Source organism: Kitasatospora sp. NPDC001119 (assembly GCF_053598475.1).
The window spans coordinates 47,533-62,541 of the sequence record NZ_JBSFKI010000031.1 but is presented as its reverse complement, the minus strand read 5'-3'; the positions used below and the strand labels follow the sequence as shown (position 1 = coordinate 62,541).

General features: G+C 72.1%; 16 protein-coding genes. All 16 read left to right on the top strand.

From position 1 onward, the window contains the following. Positions 1–130 precede the first annotated feature (130 nt). The 16 genes from proS (at position 131) to dprA (ending at position 14,571) form a co-directional block, all read left to right on the top strand. A complete protein-coding gene (proS, locus tag ACWDD9_RS31925) occupies positions 131–1,543 on the top strand; it encodes a proline--tRNA ligase (RefSeq protein ID WP_049650399.1) in 1,413 nt (470 codons plus the stop codon). A gap of 444 nt (positions 1,544–1,987) precedes the next feature. Continuing rightward, on the top strand, positions 1,988–2,566 hold the full coding sequence (locus tag ACWDD9_RS31920) for a hypothetical protein (RefSeq protein WP_049650398.1): 579 nt from the start codon (positions 1,988–1,990) through the stop codon (positions 2,564–2,566). Between the two features lie 476 nt (positions 2,567–3,042). Further along, entirely contained in the window at positions 3,043–3,471 is a 429-nt protein-coding gene (rpsP, locus tag ACWDD9_RS31915) for a 30S ribosomal protein S16 (protein ID WP_049650397.1), read from the top strand. Between the two features lie 2 nt (positions 3,472–3,473). After that, positions 3,474–3,713, top strand: a complete 240-nt coding sequence (locus ACWDD9_RS31910; RefSeq protein WP_030056773.1) for an RNA-binding protein — start codon at positions 3,474–3,476, stop codon at positions 3,711–3,713. A gap of 172 nt (positions 3,714–3,885) precedes the next feature. Next, positions 3,886–4,458, top strand: coding sequence for a ribosome maturation factor RimM (gene rimM / locus ACWDD9_RS31905; protein WP_074001521.1), 573 nt, complete (start codon positions 3,886–3,888; stop codon positions 4,456–4,458). A gap of 101 nt (positions 4,459–4,559) precedes the next feature. Then, positions 4,560–5,378, top strand: coding sequence for a tRNA (guanosine(37)-N1)-methyltransferase TrmD (gene trmD, locus ACWDD9_RS31900; RefSeq protein WP_375877492.1), 819 nt, complete (start codon positions 4,560–4,562; stop codon positions 5,376–5,378). 154 nt (positions 5,379–5,532) lie between these two features. Continuing rightward, positions 5,533–5,883: a 50S ribosomal protein L19 gene (rplS, locus tag ACWDD9_RS31895; RefSeq protein ID WP_030306736.1), complete on the top strand. Its 351-nt coding sequence runs from the start codon at positions 5,533–5,535 to the stop codon at positions 5,881–5,883. A gap of 78 nt (positions 5,884–5,961) precedes the next feature. After that, positions 5,962–6,870, top strand: a complete 909-nt coding sequence (lepB, locus tag ACWDD9_RS31890) for a signal peptidase I (RefSeq protein WP_449813512.1) — start codon at positions 5,962–5,964, stop codon at positions 6,868–6,870. A gap of 223 nt (positions 6,871–7,093) precedes the next feature. Next, positions 7,094–7,858 (top strand): signal peptidase I, encoded by a 765-nt coding sequence (gene lepB, locus ACWDD9_RS31885; RefSeq protein ID WP_074001522.1) that lies wholly within the window; start codon positions 7,094–7,096, stop codon positions 7,856–7,858. 242 nt (positions 7,859–8,100) lie between these two features. After that, entirely contained in the window at positions 8,101–9,108 is a 1,008-nt protein-coding gene (gene lepB, locus ACWDD9_RS31880; protein ID WP_387830492.1) for a signal peptidase I, read from the top strand. A 160-nt stretch (positions 9,109–9,268) separates the two neighbouring features. Then, positions 9,269–10,021 (top strand): signal peptidase I, encoded by a 753-nt coding sequence (lepB, locus tag ACWDD9_RS31875; protein WP_449813511.1) that lies wholly within the window; start codon positions 9,269–9,271, stop codon positions 10,019–10,021. A gap of 112 nt (positions 10,022–10,133) precedes the next feature. After that, a complete protein-coding gene (locus tag ACWDD9_RS31870; RefSeq protein ID WP_049650392.1) occupies positions 10,134–10,607 on the top strand; it encodes an NUDIX hydrolase in 474 nt (157 codons plus the stop codon). Positions 10,608–10,662: 55 nt separating this feature from the next. Then, a complete protein-coding gene (locus ACWDD9_RS31865) occupies positions 10,663–10,989 on the top strand; it encodes a DUF2469 domain-containing protein (RefSeq protein ID WP_030056781.1) in 327 nt (108 codons plus the stop codon). A gap of 168 nt (positions 10,990–11,157) precedes the next feature. Beyond that, positions 11,158–11,661 (top strand): YraN family protein, encoded by a 504-nt coding sequence (locus ACWDD9_RS31860; RefSeq protein ID WP_079271927.1) that lies wholly within the window; start codon positions 11,158–11,160, stop codon positions 11,659–11,661. A gap of 1 nt (position 11,662) precedes the next feature. Beyond that, complete coding sequence (locus ACWDD9_RS31855) at positions 11,663–13,378, top strand: YifB family Mg chelatase-like AAA ATPase (protein ID WP_117489673.1); 1,716 nt, start codon at positions 11,663–11,665, stop codon at positions 13,376–13,378. Beyond that, entirely contained in the window at positions 13,375–14,571 is a 1,197-nt protein-coding gene (gene dprA / locus ACWDD9_RS31850) for a DNA-processing protein DprA (RefSeq protein WP_117489675.1), read from the top strand. Before ACWDD9_RS31855 ends, dprA begins: the two co-directional genes overlap by 4 nt. Positions 14,572–15,009: the final 438 nt, after the last annotated feature.

The window sequence follows — 15,009 nt, the reverse complement described above, 5'->3', positions numbered from 1 at the left end:
CACCAGCGAACAGCGGGTCGGGCCCGGCGTCCAGAGGGGTGCAGGGTGGTGCGCGCGTGTCGCGGTGGTGCGCCCCCGCCCGGTGATACCGATTCGAAACCGGGGCCCCGGGCCCCGTACCATTCGCCCCATGGCTAAGGCACCCGTTCTCACCCCTCAGGCGGAAGACTTCCCGCGCTGGTACCAGGACCTCATCAACAAGGCCGAGCTGGCCGACAACGGTCCGGTGCGCGGCACCATGGTCATCCGACCGTACGGCTACGGCCTGTGGGAGCGGATGCAGCAGGAGATGGACGCGCGGATCAAGAAGGCCGGCGCGCAGAACGCCTACTTCCCGATGTTCATCCCGCAGTCCTACCTGACCAAGGAGGCCGAGCACGTCGAGGGCTTCGCCCCCGAGCTCGCGGTGGTCACCCACGGCGGCGGCAAGCAGCTGGAGGAGCCGGTCGTCGTCCGGCCGACCTCCGAGACGATCATCAACGAGTACTTCTCGAAGTGGGTGCAGAGCCACCGCGACCTGCCCCTGCTGATCAACCAGTGGGCCAACGTGGTCCGTTGGGAGCTCCGCCCGCGCGTCTTCCTGCGCACCACCGAGTTCCTCTGGCAGGAGGGCCACACCGCCCACGCCACCTACGAGGACGCCCGCGAGTACGCCTCGATGATCCACACCCAGGTCTACGGCGACTTCATGACGAACGTGCTCGGCATCGACGTCGTGCTCGGCCGCAAGACCGCCAAGGAGCGCTTCGCCGGCGCCATCAACACCCTCACCCTCGAGGGCATGATGGGCGACGGCAAGGCGCTGCAGATGGGCACCAGCCACGAGCTGGGCCAGAACTTCGCCAAGGCGTTCAACACCACCTACCAGCTGCAGGGCGCCGAGCGCGAGTACGTCTGGCAGACCTCCTGGGGCGTCTCGACCCGCATGGTCGGCGGCCTGATCATGTCCCACGGCGACGACAACGGCCTGCGGGTGCCCCCGCGCCTGGCCGCCGTCCAGGCCGTCGTGCTCGCGATCAAGGGCGACGACGCGGTCATCGCCAAGGTCCGCGAGATCGGCGCCCAGCTGGAGGCCGTCGGCATCCGGGTCGTGGTCGACGACCGCACCGACACCCCGTTCGGCCGCCGTGCCGTCGACTGGGAGCTCAAGGGCGTCCCGCTGCGCATCGAGGTCGGCCCGCGCGACCTGGAGAACGGCACCGCGATGCTGGCCCGCCGCATCCCGGGCGGCAAGGAGCCGGTCTCCATCGACGCCCTGGCCGCGCTGCTCCCGGGCGTGCTGGAGGAGGACCAGGCGCTGCTGCTGCGCCAGTCCCGCGAGCGCCGCGAGTCCCGCACGGTCGACGTCAAGACCATCGACGAGGCCATCGAGGCCGCCGCGACCGGCTGGGGCCGGATCTCCTGGGCCGACCTCGGCGCGGAGGGCGAGGCCAAGCTGGCCGAGCAGGGCGTCACGGTCCGCTGCATCGTCGCGGCCGACGGCTCGGTGCCGCTGGCGGACGACCAGGAAGGCAATGTCGCGCTCGTCGCCCGGGCGTACTGACATCCGTTCGGTGTTCGGTGGATGTCCGGTGGATGTCCGCCGGGCGCCGGTCGCCCACGGGTAATGACCGGCACCGGCGACATTTGCCCGGAATGCGGATGGGTAAGAATCCGGTAACTGTTCCGGTGCGTCCCCGCGGGGGACATCCCTACTGGCCGGTCAACTCCCGGTATTAACCGAATAGCGGTACGGTGTACGGCCCGTGGCCCTGTCAATCCGGCAGGCCCACGGGCCGTACGTCCTGGGTGGCGACAGCCCGCCCCCCGGACGGAATTCATCAGGCCCGCCGACGTTGCGACGGGCCCAAACCGGCAGGGGGTTGGTCTTGCGTCAGATCCGGAACGCGCAATTCGCGCGCGGCCTCGCATTCCTGGGAGTTCCCTGTGAATTCCCCGGGAACGAGAACATGCGGAACATCGGCTCGCACTCCATCGTTGGTCTAGCGTGAGCACGACACAGCCCCTCGTTCTCGCGGCCGAACTGGCCGCCGCCTGGAGTGACATCCAGGCCTACCACCAGGACCTTCCCGATCTGGCCTCGCCCGAGGCCCTGATCGGCGAGTCCTCCTCGGCCTGCGGGACGCGGCTCGGTTTCGAGCGCCTCCTCCACGAGGCCGCCCACGGTCTGGCCGCGGCCCGGGACATCCGGGACACCTCGCGCGCCGGCCGCTACCACAACCGGCGCTTCCTGATGCTCGCTTCCGAGCTGGGCCTGGCGCACCCGGTCGAGCCGCACGCGAGCAGCGGCTTCTCCCAGGTGACCATGCTCAAGGAGACCCAGGAGCGGTACGCCGAGACCATCGAACGCCTGGACCGTGCCCTCGGGGCGCACCAGGAGGCGGTGGCCGGCGACGGCGCGACGCGCGCCTTCCGCGGCCCGGCGGCCCGGCACGGCTCCTCCGGGGGCGGCGTGCGGGTCAAGGCGGTCTGCGGGTGCGGGCGCAACGTCCGGGTCGTTCCCTCGGTGCTCGCGCAGGCGTCCATCGTCTGCGGCGCGTGCCAGCAGCCGTTCAAGATCGCTTAAGTCGCTCATGCCGCTCACGTCGCTTGAGCGGTTGACGTCCCGACGGGCTGCTGTGCGGGCAGCGGTCCGGCCGGATGGGCGGCGCGGAGCGGAGTGGAGCGGTACGGGCGGTGCACGCGGGGCCGGCGGTACCGGCAGCGGCGGCAGCGCCGAGTGAGCGGTGACAGGCGGTAGCAGTACCAGGCAGTACAGGCAGTACAGGCCGTACGAGCAGTACGGAACGAGCGGTACAGCAGGACAGCGGTGATGTCTTCGGGTTGGACCGGGAGCGGGGGCTCCCGGTCGAGCCCTGACCGGGTGCCCGGTCCCGCGTACAGGCGGTTCTCGCCGATGTGGCAGAATGGACAGCTGAGTACTCGGCAGCCGAGCAGGACCCCTCTCTCCTACGGCTGGCGTGTCCCTTGAACGGTCCGCCCCGCAACCCCACGCGACGGCGAGCCCGCTCACCCACGTCAACACCAGGAGAATCCACTCCCGTGGCAGTCAAGATCAAGCTGAAGCGTCTCGGCAAGATTCGCTCCCCGCACTACCGCATCGTCGTCGCCGACGCCCGCACCAAGCGTGACGGTCGCGCGATCGAGGAGATCGGCATCTACCAGCCGACCTACAACCCCTCGAAGATCGAGGTCGACAGCGACCGCGCCCAGTACTGGCTGTCCGTCGGCGCCCAGCCGACCGAGCCGGTGCTCGCCATCCTGAAGCTGACCGGCGACTGGCAGAAGTTCAAGGGCCTGCCGGCTCCGGCTCCGCTGCTCGTTGCCGAGCCGAAGGTCGAGGACTTCTCGCACCTGTTCGCGAAGGCCGTCGCCGGCTTCGAGGACGCCACCACCGGTGTCGCCATCACCCCGAAGGCCAAGAAGTCGGACAAGGCCGAGGCCGAGTCCGACGCCGCCGCCGAGGCCTGATCGTGATCGAGGACGCCCTCGACCACCTGGTGAAGGGCATCGTCGAGCACCCCGACGAGGTGCAGGTGCGCTCGCGCAACCTGCGTCGGGGGAACACCATCGAGGTGCGAGTGCACCCCGATGACCTCGGCAAGGTGATCGGCCGGGGCGGCCGTACGGCGCGCGCTCTGCGCACCGTGGTCGGCGCCCTCGGCGGTCGCAACGTCCGGGTCGACCTGGTCGACGTGGACAACATTCGCTGACGCCGCTGCTCGTTCAGCCGTCAGGGCTTGTGAGGCCGACCGGGACGCATGTCGTCCCGGTCGGCCTTTCGCATTTCCATCAGCATTTCCGTCGCTTCATGGCTTAGCAGTCCGTCGCTTCGCAGCCCGTCGCTTTTCGTTGCGGCTCAGGAACTCCAGGAGAACGATCACCGTGCAGCTCGTCGTCGGCAAGATCGGCCGTGCCCACGGCATCAGGGGGGACGTCAGTGTCGAGGTCCGCACCGACGAGCCGGAGCTCCGGCTCGGCCCCGGTGCCGTCCTGCTCACCGACCCCGCGTCGACCGGACCGCTGACCGTCGAGTCCGGCCGGGTGCACAGCGGCCGGCTGCTGCTGCGCTTCGCCGGCGTCAAGGACCGCAACGCGGCCGAGGCCCTCCGCGGCACCGTGCTCATCTCCGAGGTCGACCCGGAGGAGAGCCCCGAGGACCCGGAGGAGTACTACGACCACCAGCTGATCGGCCTGGACGTGGTGCTGCTGGACGGCACCCCGGTCGGCGAGCTGACCGAGATCGTCCACCTGCCCTACCAGGACCTGCTCACGGTCAAGAAGGCCGACGGGACGGAGGTGCTGGTGCCCTTCGTCAGCCAGATCGTGCCGACCATCGACCTGGAGAACCAGCGCGCCGTGATCACCCCGCCGCCCGGGCTGATCGACATGGAGCAGGCCGAGGTCGCGGGGACCTCCTCGGCCGAGCGCGGCGAGGACTCGGAGGAGTCGGAGTGACCGTCGAGGAGCGCGCCGGGGCGGGTGTCGAGGTCGGCGCCGAGGCGGCGTCGAGCGGTGCGGTGTCGACTGGTGCGGTGTCCGGCGGGGTGCAGAGCGGCATGCGGATCGACGTCGTCACGATCTTCCCGGAGTACCTGGAGCCGCTGGACGTCTCGCTGGTCGGCAAGGCCCGCGCCCGCGGGCAGCTGGACGTGCACGTCCACGACCTGCGCGGATGGACCCACGACGTGCACCGCACGGTCGACGACAGCCCGTACGGCGGCGGCCCCGGCATGGTGATGAAGCCCGAGCCGTGGGGCGAGGCGCTGGACGCGGTGGTCGCCGGCGGCCCCGAGGGCCAGGTGCCCACCCTGGTCGTGCCGACCCCGAGCGGGCGCCCGTTCACCCAGGAGCTCGCCCAGGAACTGGCCGGGCGCCCCTGGCTGGCCTTCACCCCCGCCCGGTACGAGGGCATCGACCGCCGGGTGATCGAGGAGGCCGCCACCCGGATGCCGGTGGTCGAGGCCTCGATCGGCGACTACGTGCTGGCCGGCGGCGAGGTCGCCGTGCTGGTGATGGTCGAGGCGATCGCCCGACTGCTGCCCGGAGTGCTCGGCAACGCCGAGTCCCACCGCGATGACTCCTTCGCGCCGGGCGCGATGGCCGACCTGCTGGAGGGCCCGGTCTACACCAAGCCCGCCGAGTGGCGCGGCCGTACGGTGCCGGACGTGCTGCTCAGCGGCAACCACGGCAAGATCGCCCGCTGGCGCCGCGAGCAGGCCTTCGCCCGGACCCTGGCGAACCGGCCCGACCTGGTCGAGCGCTGGCAGTACGGCGCCTTCGACAAGAAGGAGCGCGAGGCGCTGAGCATCCTCGGCCTGGCCTGGGACGAGGGGCTCGGCCGATTTCGGTCCACGGCCGTTGATGTGGAAGAATAGGCGGCTGCTGTCTGTCGCTGGTTCCCTCCTGTAGGGGACACGTGGACCGGCGCCCTCGCCACGGGGGGATCGCCGTCAGCCGATGCGGCCCGCAGCGAACCCCATTGTGACGATTTTCCGTGGGCGGCCCGTGGCGCCTGCGATGGAGAGCAACATGAGCAACAAGCTCGCTGCTGTCGACGCGGCCTCGCTGCGTAGCGACATCCCGGCCTTCCGCGCCGGTGACACCCTGAAGGTTCACGTCCGGGTCATCGAGGGCAACCGCTCCCGTGTCCAGGTCTTCCAGGGCGTCGTCATCCGCCGCCACGGCGCCGGCATCGGTGAGACCTTCACCGTTCGCAAGGTCAGCTTCAACGTCGGCGTGGAGCGCACCTTCCCGGTGCACACCCCGGTCGTCGAGAAGATCGAGGTCGTGACCCGCGGTGCGGTTCGCCGCGCCAAGCTGTACTACCTGCGTGACCTCCGCGGCAAGGCCGCGAAGATCAAGGAGAAGCGCGACCGCTGATCCACCGGCCCCCGGCCTCGCCGGGGGATCGGAACGCTCTGAGGGGGCCGAGTGGCCGCAAGGTAAGCTCACCCCCCGATGAGCACGCACGAACCACCCGCGGACCGCGACGGCAGTCCCGCACCCACCGGTGCGGACTCGCTGTCGCGGTCCGCGGTCGTTTCCGGGGGTGGCGTCGTCGGCGCGGAGCGCGCCGACGGGCCGGAGCACGCTGAGGTACTGGAGCAGGCCGAGGGCCCGGAGCGGACCGGCGGCTCCGGCGGCGACGGCTCGGACCAGTCGGACGAGTCGGAGCAGGACGAGGAGCCCGGGCGCTCGCGTTCGCGGGACCTGCTGCTGTTGGTCGGGATCTGCCTGACGGCCCTGCTGCTGGCGAACGCCTTCGTCGCGCGTCCCTTCTCGGTGCCCTCCGGGTCGATGGAGGAGACCCTGCGCCCCGGCGACCGGCTGGTCGCGTACCAGCTCGCCTACGCCTTCGGCGGCCATCCCCAGCGGGGCGACGTCGTGGTCTTCGACGGGAGGGGCTCCTTCCTCCGCGAGTCGGCGAAGCCACCCACGTTCTGGGACGGCCTGCGCTCGTTCGCCCAGGACCTCGGGCTGGCCCCGGCCGGGGACACCGTCTACGTCAAGCGCGTGATCGGCGTCGGCGGGGACCGGGTGACCAGCACCGGGCCGGGCGCGCCGATCACCGTCAACGGCGTGCCGATCGACGAGACCTCCTACCTGTCCCCGGGCGACGACCCGTCGAGCGTGGCCTTCGACATCGTCGTGCCGGCCGGCAAGCTGTGGGTTATGGGCGACCACCGCAGCGCCTCCCGGGACTCCCGCGACCACCTCGGCGATCCCGGTGGCGGCTTCGTGCCCGAGAAGAAGGTGATCGGCCGGGCGGACTGGGTGGTCTACCCGTTCTCGCGCTGGACCAGCCTGGACCGGCCCGCGGCCTTCGCCGCGACTGCGGGGACAGGCGGTCATGGGGACCAGGGGTAGGGGGCGGCTCGACGACCGCCCGGCTGCCGGAGGCCCGAGTGCGGGGGGACCGGCCGCAGGGGGTCCGGCTACGGCCGGTCCGGTGCGCGGGGGACCGGGGGAGGACGGTGCGGCAGGCCGTGGACCGGCAGGGGCCCCGTCGGCGCGCGGCCGGGCCGAGCGCCGTCGCAGTGCCCGCAAGGCCGCCCGTCGGCGCAAGCGCTCGCTGGTCCGCGAAGTGCCCATGATCGTCCTGGTGGCCCTGCTGGTGGCGCTGGTGATGAAGACCTTCCTGGTCCAGGTGTTCGTGATCCCCTCGGGTTCGATGGAGCAGACCATCCTGATCGGGGACCGGGTACTGGTGGACAAGCTGACCCCCTGGTTCGGCAGTGAGCCGCAGCGCGGCGACATCGTGGTGTTCAAGGACCCGGGCGGCTGGCTGGAGCGCGACCGCAAGCCGTCCGAGGACGGCCCGGTGCTGGGCGCGGCCAAGCAGGTGCTGACCTTCGTCGGACTGCTGCCCTCCGACAACGAGCAGGACCTGATCAAGCGGGTGATCGGCGTCGGCGGGGACACCGTCGAGTGCTGCGACGCGCAGGGGCGCCTCAGCGTCAACGGCCACCCGGTGGAGGAGTCCTACCTCGCGCCCGGCAACCCGCCGTCCCGGCAGGCCTTCAGGATCCAGGTGCCGCAGGGGCGGCTGTGGGTCATGGGTGACCACCGGGACGTCTCCGCCGACTCCCGTTTCCACATGGGCAATCCGGGACAGGGGACGATCCCGCTGAGCGGCGTGGTCGGTCGCGCGTTCGTGACCGCCTGGCCGCTGGACCGCTTCCATCAACTCGATGCGCCCGGTTCACTCTCCTCTCTCGCCCGGATGCCGCAGGCCGGCGGAACTGCCGCGGGATCGGTGGGCGTTGGGCCGGTTCCTGCGGAACCGCCGCTCGTTATGGGGGTGTTGGGCATCCTTCCGCTCGTCGTTCGCCGGTCGGGGCGGCCTCCGGAGTGAGCCGCACCGGCCGCCGACCGGACGGGCCTCGCGTGTGGGACCGCGAGCCGGATGCCTTGGAGTGATAGAGAAGTGCAGGTGCGGCCGGGAGTGGTCCCGGTCGCGGGCCGAGGCTGTGCTGGTGTCAGGGGAGTCCGCGGTGGGCAGCCCTGAGGCGTTCATGGTCGTGGTGAGCGTGGTGCCCGCTGTGCGGCACTCTGAGCGCGGGCGCGCGGGCGTCCGCACAGCAGGGAGGAGACGTTGTGGGGGATTTGGTGATCGGCGCCCGATCAGGCGCCGGAGAGCCCGAGGGCCCAGGCCGTCGGGCGGACCGGTCCACCGAGTCCGCGGCCTCCTCGGCCTCGGTCGAGGACGCGGCGGCGCAGACCGCCGACGGGCAGGGCGGTGCCGGGTCGGAGGACTCCCCGGGCTCCCCGCACGCGGAGGCCGAGTCCGCGGACGGCTCGGAGTCGGAGGCTCCGTCCAAGCCGCGCAAGCAGCGCTCGTTCTGGAAGGAACTGCCGATCCTGGTCGGCATCGCGCTCATCCTCGCGCTGGTGATCAAGACGTTCTTCGTCCAGGCGTTCTCCATTCCGTCGGAATCGATGCAGAACACGCTGCAGGTCGGCGACCGCGTCCTGGTCGACAAGCTGACCCCGTGGTTCGGGGCCGAACCCGAGCGCGGTGAGGTCGTGGTGTTCCACGACCCGGGCGGCTGGCTGAGCGACGAGCCGACCCAGCAGAGCAGCAACTCCTTCCTCCGCGGTGTGCAGGACGTGCTCAGCTTCGTCGGCCTGATGCCCTCCGCCAACGAGAAGGACCTGATCAAGCGGGTCATCGCGGTCGGCGGGGACACCGTCGAGTGCGAGGGCGAGGGGCCGGTCAAGGTCAACGGCGTCGCGCTCAACGAGCCGTACGTCTACCAGGGCAACACCCCGTGCGGCGACCACCCGTTCGGCCCGGTCAAGGTGCCCAAGGACCGGATCTGGGTCATGGGCGACCACCGCGCCAACTCGCTGGACTCCCGCTTCCACATGGACCAGCCGGGCGGCGGCACCGTCCCGGTGGACAACGTGATCGGGCGTGCCTTCGTGGTGGCCTGGCCGGTCGGCCACTGGTCGACGCTGCCGGTGCCGGACACCTTCGACCAGAAGGGCCTGGCGGCGGCCGCGCCGATGGCGCCCCCCGTGGCCGGTGCGGTGGGGGCCGTCGCCCTGCTCCCGCTGGTGCGGCGGGTGCGTGGCCGGGCGGAGAGCCGCAAGGAGTCCTGAGCTCCACCGGATCGTGTTCCGCCGGGTTGGCCCCGGCTCTTGCGCGGGCCGTGGTACCGACGAGTAATCTGCTCGGACGTGCCACGGCCCGCCGGCGTTTCCGCCCGTGCCTCCGGCGTGCCAGTGGTGTTCTCCGGTCGGCCAGAGGTGGACGGTGTCGATGAGCAGTGTCGTGGAGCAGACGGCCGACCACCCGACCGCGCCCGCCCGTGCGGGCCGTCGGCCCGCCGCGGTGCTGCAGGGCGTCGCCCTGGCACTCGGGCTGGTGCTGATGGTCGGCGGCTTCGCGCTGATCGCGATCGACTACCGGCCGTACAAGATCCCCACCGCCTCGATGCACCCGACGCTGCGCGTCGGGGACACCGTGCTCGCCCGCAAGGTCGGCGGCGGCGACATCGGGCGGGGCGACGTGGTGGTCTTCCGGGACCAGGCCTGGGGCGGCGAACTCATGGTCAAGCGGGTGGTCGCGGTCGGCGGGGACACCGTCGCCACCAGCGGGGCCGATCACCGGCTGACGGTCGACGGGCAGCCGGTGGACGAGCCCTACCTCGCGACGCAGGGCGGCCAGGGCCAGCCGTTCAGCGTGACGGTGCCGCAGGGCCGGCTGTTCCTGCTCGGCGACAACCGGGTGGGCTCGCTGGACTCCCGCACCCACCTGGAGGTGGACGGCGGGACCGTCCCGGCCGAGGCCGTCGAGGCGAGGGTCGAGGCCACCGTGCTGCCCTTCGGCCGGACGGGCCTGCTCGACCGGGTCACGGACTTCGACGGCTTCGCGGGCCCGAAGGCCTCGCCGCCGGGGCCGCTGGAGCCCTCCGCCTACGCCGCCGTCGCGGGCGCGGCGCTGATCCTCGTGACCTCGGCGGTGGGCGGGGTGGCGGGTCTGGCCCGCCGGCTCCGGGGGCGCAACTCCTGAGCGGGGCCGCCGCCCCGCGGGCCGCTCTGCCGAACATCGCCCCGGACGACCACGCCGGGTGGCAGGATCGGTAACGCCACCGATGCGAACGGAAGGAGCGTGGAGCGCCGCCATGACAGCACGGCGCCGCAGAGCGGCGCGGATCCTGCTGCTGGACGGGCTGGACCGCATCCTCCTCTTCCTGGGGGCCGACCCGGCCACTCCGGGGGAGACGTGGTGGTTCACGCCCGGGGGAGGCTTGGAGGCGGGGGAGGACGTGCGGGAGGCCGCCGAGCGGGAGCTCGCCGAGGAGACCGGCCTGCGGGGTGTGGACCTGGGGCCCTTGGTGGCGTACGGCACGGTGTCGTTCTCCTTTCAGGGACAGCGCTACGAGCAGGAGCAGTGGTTCCACCTGGCCCGGACCACGGAGACGGTGCTGGACCACTCGGGCATGGGCGCCGACGAGCACGCCCAGTTGCTCGCGGCGCGTTGGTGGACGGTCGAGGAACTGAGGGGGACCGCCGAGACGGTCTATCCGGTCGGTCTGGCGGACTTCCTGGAGCGGCTGCTGGTCGAGGGCCCGCCGGTGGACCCGGTACGGCTCTGACCGTGGGTGCGGTGGTCCACAATGGGTGGACGTGACAAGTTGAGGGGACGCCTGGATGAGTGCCGAAGATCTCGAGAAGTACGAGACCGAGATGGAGCTCAAGCTCTACCGGGAGTACCGGGACGTCGTCGGCCTGTTCAAGTACGTGATCGAGACCGAACGACGGTTCTACCTCACCAACGACTACGAGCTGCAGGTGCACTCGGTCCAGGGCGAGGTGTTCTTCGAGGTGTCGATGGCGGATGCGTGGGTCTGGGACATGTACCGGCCGGCCCGGTTCGTCCGCAAGGTCCGGGTGCTGACCTTCAAGGACGTGAACATCGAGGAACTCGCGAAGAGCGATCTGGAGCTGCCCTCGGACGAGTCCGGCTTCGGGAACTGACGTTGGACGACTCCGTCCCGCGTTGTCCAGCCGAATTTCGCGGGAACGGGGCTTCTCACCCCTGCGGGTGACAGGAGTTGTCCACAGGTCCGAGTTATCCACAGGGAACGGGAATTCCCGGGCCTCGCCGTGCGCGTTGGGGCAGCCTCCTCGGCGGAGGTGGTCACCATGCAGCACACCGTCGTGCAGGACCAGGCCGTACCGGACACGGCCGCAGCCGGGAAGGCCCCGCGGGCGATCCCGGACCGCAGCACCAGGAACGGGCTCGGCCGGTACGGGGAGCGGGTCGCCGCCCGCCGCCTCGCGGAGGCCGGGCTCCGCATCCTGGACCTCAACTGGCGCTGCGCCGAGGGCGAGCTGGACATCGTCGCCCTCGACGGCGACACCGTGGCGGTCTGCGAGGTGAAGACCCGCTCCGAGCGGGGTTTCCAGCAGCCCACCGAGGCCATCGACCGGGCCAAGGCCGCCCGGCTGCAACGCCTGGCCGAGCGCTGGATGGCCGAGCGCTGGCCCGATCACTTCGCCCGGCTGGCCGGCCCCGGCTACGACCCGGGGCCCACCGATCCGCAGTGGCCTCCCGCCCCACCGGGCGGGGTGCGGATCGACCTGGTCGCGGTGGTCAACCGGGCGCGGGGTGCGGCCCTGGTCGACCACCTGCGGGGGGTGGTCTGAGATGGCCTTCGCCCGTACCTGTTCCGTCGCGCTCGTCGGCGTCGACGGAGTGATCGTCGAGGTCCAGGCCGATCTGGAGCCCGGGGTGGCCGCGTTCACCCTGGTCGGCCTGCCCGACAAGGCGCTCACCGAGGCCCGCGACCGGGTCCGTGCCGCGGTCGTGAACAGCGGCGAGGCCTGGCCGCAGCGGAAGCTGACGGTCGGCCTCAGCCCCGCCTCGGTGCCCAAGAGCGGCAGCGGCTTCGACCTCGCGGTGGCCTGCGCCGTGCTGGCCGCCGCCGAACGGCTCGACCCCTCCGCGATCGCCGACCTGCTGATCATCGGCGAGCTGGGGCTGGACGGCCGGGTGCGGCCGGTCAGAGGGGTGCTGCCGTCGGTGCTGGCCGCCGCCGACGCCGGGTACCAGCGGGTCGTGGTCGCCGAGCAGACCGCACCCGAGGCCTCGCTCGTCCCCGGGGTGACGGTGATCGGCGTCCGCAGCCTGCGCCAGCTCGTCGCCATCCTGACCGGCGCGGCGGCACCGGAGGAGCCGCCCGATCCGATCGGGGGCAGGCCCGATCCGCTGATGGCCGGCCTGATGCTGCCCAGCGCCGGCGTGCGGGGCCTGCCCGACGACAGGGCGGCCCGGCTGGACATGGCGGACGTGGCGGGCCAGTACGAGGCCCGACGGGCGCTGGAGATCGCCGCGGCCGGAGGGCACCACCTCTACCTGAAGGGCCCGCCGGGCGCGGGCAAGACGATGCTGGCGGAGCGGTTGCCCGCGCTGCTCCCGCCGCTGACCCAGAAGGAGGCGCTGGAGGTCACCGCCGTCCACTCGGTGGCGGGGCTGCTCCCGGCCGGGCGCCCACTGATCGACACCGCGCCCTACTGCGCCCCGCACCACTCCACGACGATGCCGGCCATCGTCGGCGGCGGCAGCGGTATGCCGAGACCGGGAGCGGTCTCGCTGGCCCACCGGGGCGTGCTCTTCCTGGACGAGGCACCGGAGTTCCCGGTCCGGGTGCTCGACGCGCTGCGCCAGCCGCTGGAGTCGGGCGAGGTGGTGATCGCCCGCTCGGCCGGATCACTGCGGCTCCCGGCCCGCTTCCTGCTCTGCCTGGCGGCCAACCCCTGTCCGTGCGGCCGGTACTCGCGGCGGGGCGAGGGTTGTGAGTGCACCCCCGCCATGGTCAGCCGCTACCAGGGGCGGCTCTCCGGGCCGCTGCTGGACCGGGTCGACCTCCAAGTCCAGGTGGCCCCGGTGACCAGGGTCGAGCTCATGGAACGGGACACCACGGCGGAGACCACCGAGACCGTCGCGGCCCGGGTGCTGGCCGCGCGGGAGCGGGCGGCGGCCCGGCTGGCGAACACCCCGTGGCGGACCAACGCGGAGGTCCCGGGCCACGAGCTGCGCACCCGCTGGCAGCTCACGGCCGGCGCACTCAACGACGCCGCACGGCAGTTGGAGCGGGGGCTGCTGACCGCTCGGGGCCTGGACCGGGTGCTCCGGGTCGCTTGGACGGTGGCCGACCTCGCCGGACGCGACCGGCCGGACCAACGGGACGTGCGCACCGCCCTGGTCCTGCGCACCGGGGTGGAGCACGGACTGCCGCTGACTGAGCGGGTCTTCGGGCGGCTCGGCGGAATCCCGGCCCAGCGCGCCAGCCCGGACGGCGACTTGTCCGGGGAGCCCGAGACGCCTGACGAGCGTTCGCGAAACCAGAAGGGTGAGGCATGAACCAGTTGCTGAGGCAACCTCGAATTCCCGGTGGTTCCGATGCCGGGCCCGGCCCCGGGGCCACCACCGAGACCGAGCCCGAACGCCTCGCCCGGGTGCTGCTCGGCCGACTCAGCGAGCCGGGGGACGCGGTGGTCGGTCGATGGCTCGCTCAACTTCCCGCCGTCGACGTGGTGAAGGCGATCCGGGACGGGACGGTGCCAGACCACCCCGGACTGGACGCCACCCGACTGTCCGGGTACCAGGCGCGGCTCCCGGGGCTGGACCCGCGGATGGACCTGAAACGGGTACGGGACGTCGGTGGGCGGTTCATCATTCCGGGGGACACGGAATGGCCCAGCCAACTCGACGACCTGGGTGACGGACGCCCGATCGGGCTCTGGGTGACGGGCACCGGCTCGCTGCGGCTGCTCGCGCTCCGCTCGGTCGCGATGGTGGGCTCCCGCGCCTGTACGGCCTACGGCGCCCACGTCGCGGGGGAGCTGTCCGCCCAACTGGCCGAACGCGGCTGGGTGGTCGTCTCCGGAGCCGCCTACGGGATCGACGCGGCCGCGCACCGCGGGGCGCTCGCGGTCGGTGGGACGACCGCCGCCGTACTCGCCTGCGGCGTCGACGTGGCCTATCCCAAGGGCAACGCCGAACTGATCCGGCGGATCGGCGTCCAGGGCCTGCTGGTCAGCGAACTCCCGCCCGGGGAGCACCCGAACCGCTTCCGCTTCGTCCTCCGCAACCGGGTCATCGCGGCGCTCACCCGGGGGACGGTGGTGGTCGAGGCGGCGGTGCGCAGCGGAGCCCTGAGCACGGCCCGACGGGCGCGGGACCTCAACCGCCACACCATGGGCGTCGCAGGCCCGGTGACCTCGGAACTCTCCGCCGGGGTGCACGCCCTGATCCGCAGCGGCGGTGCCACCCTGGTCACCGACGCGGCCGAGATCACCGAGCTGATCGGGGCGATCGGGGAGGACCTCGCGCCGCAGCGCAGCGGCCCGGTGCTCCCGCGCGACCTGCTGGAGCCGGCGGTGGCCCGGGTGCTGGAAGCCGTGCCGGCGACGGCGGAGGGCGCGCCGGTCGAGCGGCTGGCCCGGCAGTCCGGCCTCCCGCCGGACGAAGTCCTGCAACGGCTCTACGAGCTGGGGTCGCTCGGCTACGTGGAGCGGCACGGCGCGCACTGGCGCGTGGTGCGGAGGAGGTGAGCGCTGGGACCGGGAACACGTTTGGGTAGAGGGAACGCATGTCGGATCCGCCCGGCTGACCTGCCGATCCGGTTCTGCTGTCCGTCGCCCGGATCCGGTGTGCGAACGCCACCGGATCGGGGGACGACCGAGTGGCGGTAGCGCTTTGCAGTGAGTTGGTCACGCTACGCTCCACATGCCTTCCCTATCAGCACATGACTCGGCAGAACGGCGCAGACCAACGCATGCCCACACACATTCCCGGACACAGAGTGACCGGTGGCGCTCGGTCCTCGGGAGGGCCGCGGACCGAGCGGCGCCCCGCGTCCGACTACCCGTCCAAGTCGGCGGGGACGATGGGAGGCCTGTCCCGCCAGGGCGGGCGGCCGACGGTGGTGCCCCAGCCTACGGATGCGGCCCGGGGTGCCGAGCCGGCCCCGGGCGCCGGCGCGGCCGACC

Bases quoted from the DNA above. Each gene is read 5' to 3' on its own strand.
- ACWDD9_RS31865 (WP_030056781.1), top strand. From the start codon at position 10,663: ATGAGTGCCGAAGATCTCGAGAAGTACGAGACCGAGATGGAGCTCAAG.
- dprA (WP_117489675.1), top strand. From the start codon at position 13,375: ATGAACCAGTTGCTGAGGCAACCTCGAATTCCCGGTGGTTCCGATGCC.
- trmD (WP_375877492.1), top strand. From the start codon at position 4,560: ATGCGGATCGACGTCGTCACGATCTTCCCGGAGTACCTGGAGCCGCTG.
- proS (WP_049650399.1), top strand. From the start codon at position 131: ATGGCTAAGGCACCCGTTCTCACCCCTCAGGCGGAAGACTTCCCGCGC.
- rplS (WP_030306736.1), top strand. From the start codon at position 5,533: ATGAGCAACAAGCTCGCTGCTGTCGACGCGGCCTCGCTGCGTAGCGAC.
- ACWDD9_RS31855 (WP_117489673.1), top strand. From the start codon at position 11,663: ATGGCCTTCGCCCGTACCTGTTCCGTCGCGCTCGTCGGCGTCGACGGA.
- ACWDD9_RS31860 (WP_079271927.1), top strand. From the start codon at position 11,158: ATGCAGCACACCGTCGTGCAGGACCAGGCCGTACCGGACACGGCCGCA.
- lepB (WP_449813511.1), top strand. From the start codon at position 9,269: ATGAGCAGTGTCGTGGAGCAGACGGCCGACCACCCGACCGCGCCCGCC.
- lepB (WP_074001522.1), top strand. From the start codon at position 7,094: ATGATCGTCCTGGTGGCCCTGCTGGTGGCGCTGGTGATGAAGACCTTC.
- ACWDD9_RS31870 (WP_049650392.1), top strand. From the start codon at position 10,134: ATGACAGCACGGCGCCGCAGAGCGGCGCGGATCCTGCTGCTGGACGGG.
- lepB (WP_449813512.1), top strand. From the start codon at position 5,962: ATGAGCACGCACGAACCACCCGCGGACCGCGACGGCAGTCCCGCACCC.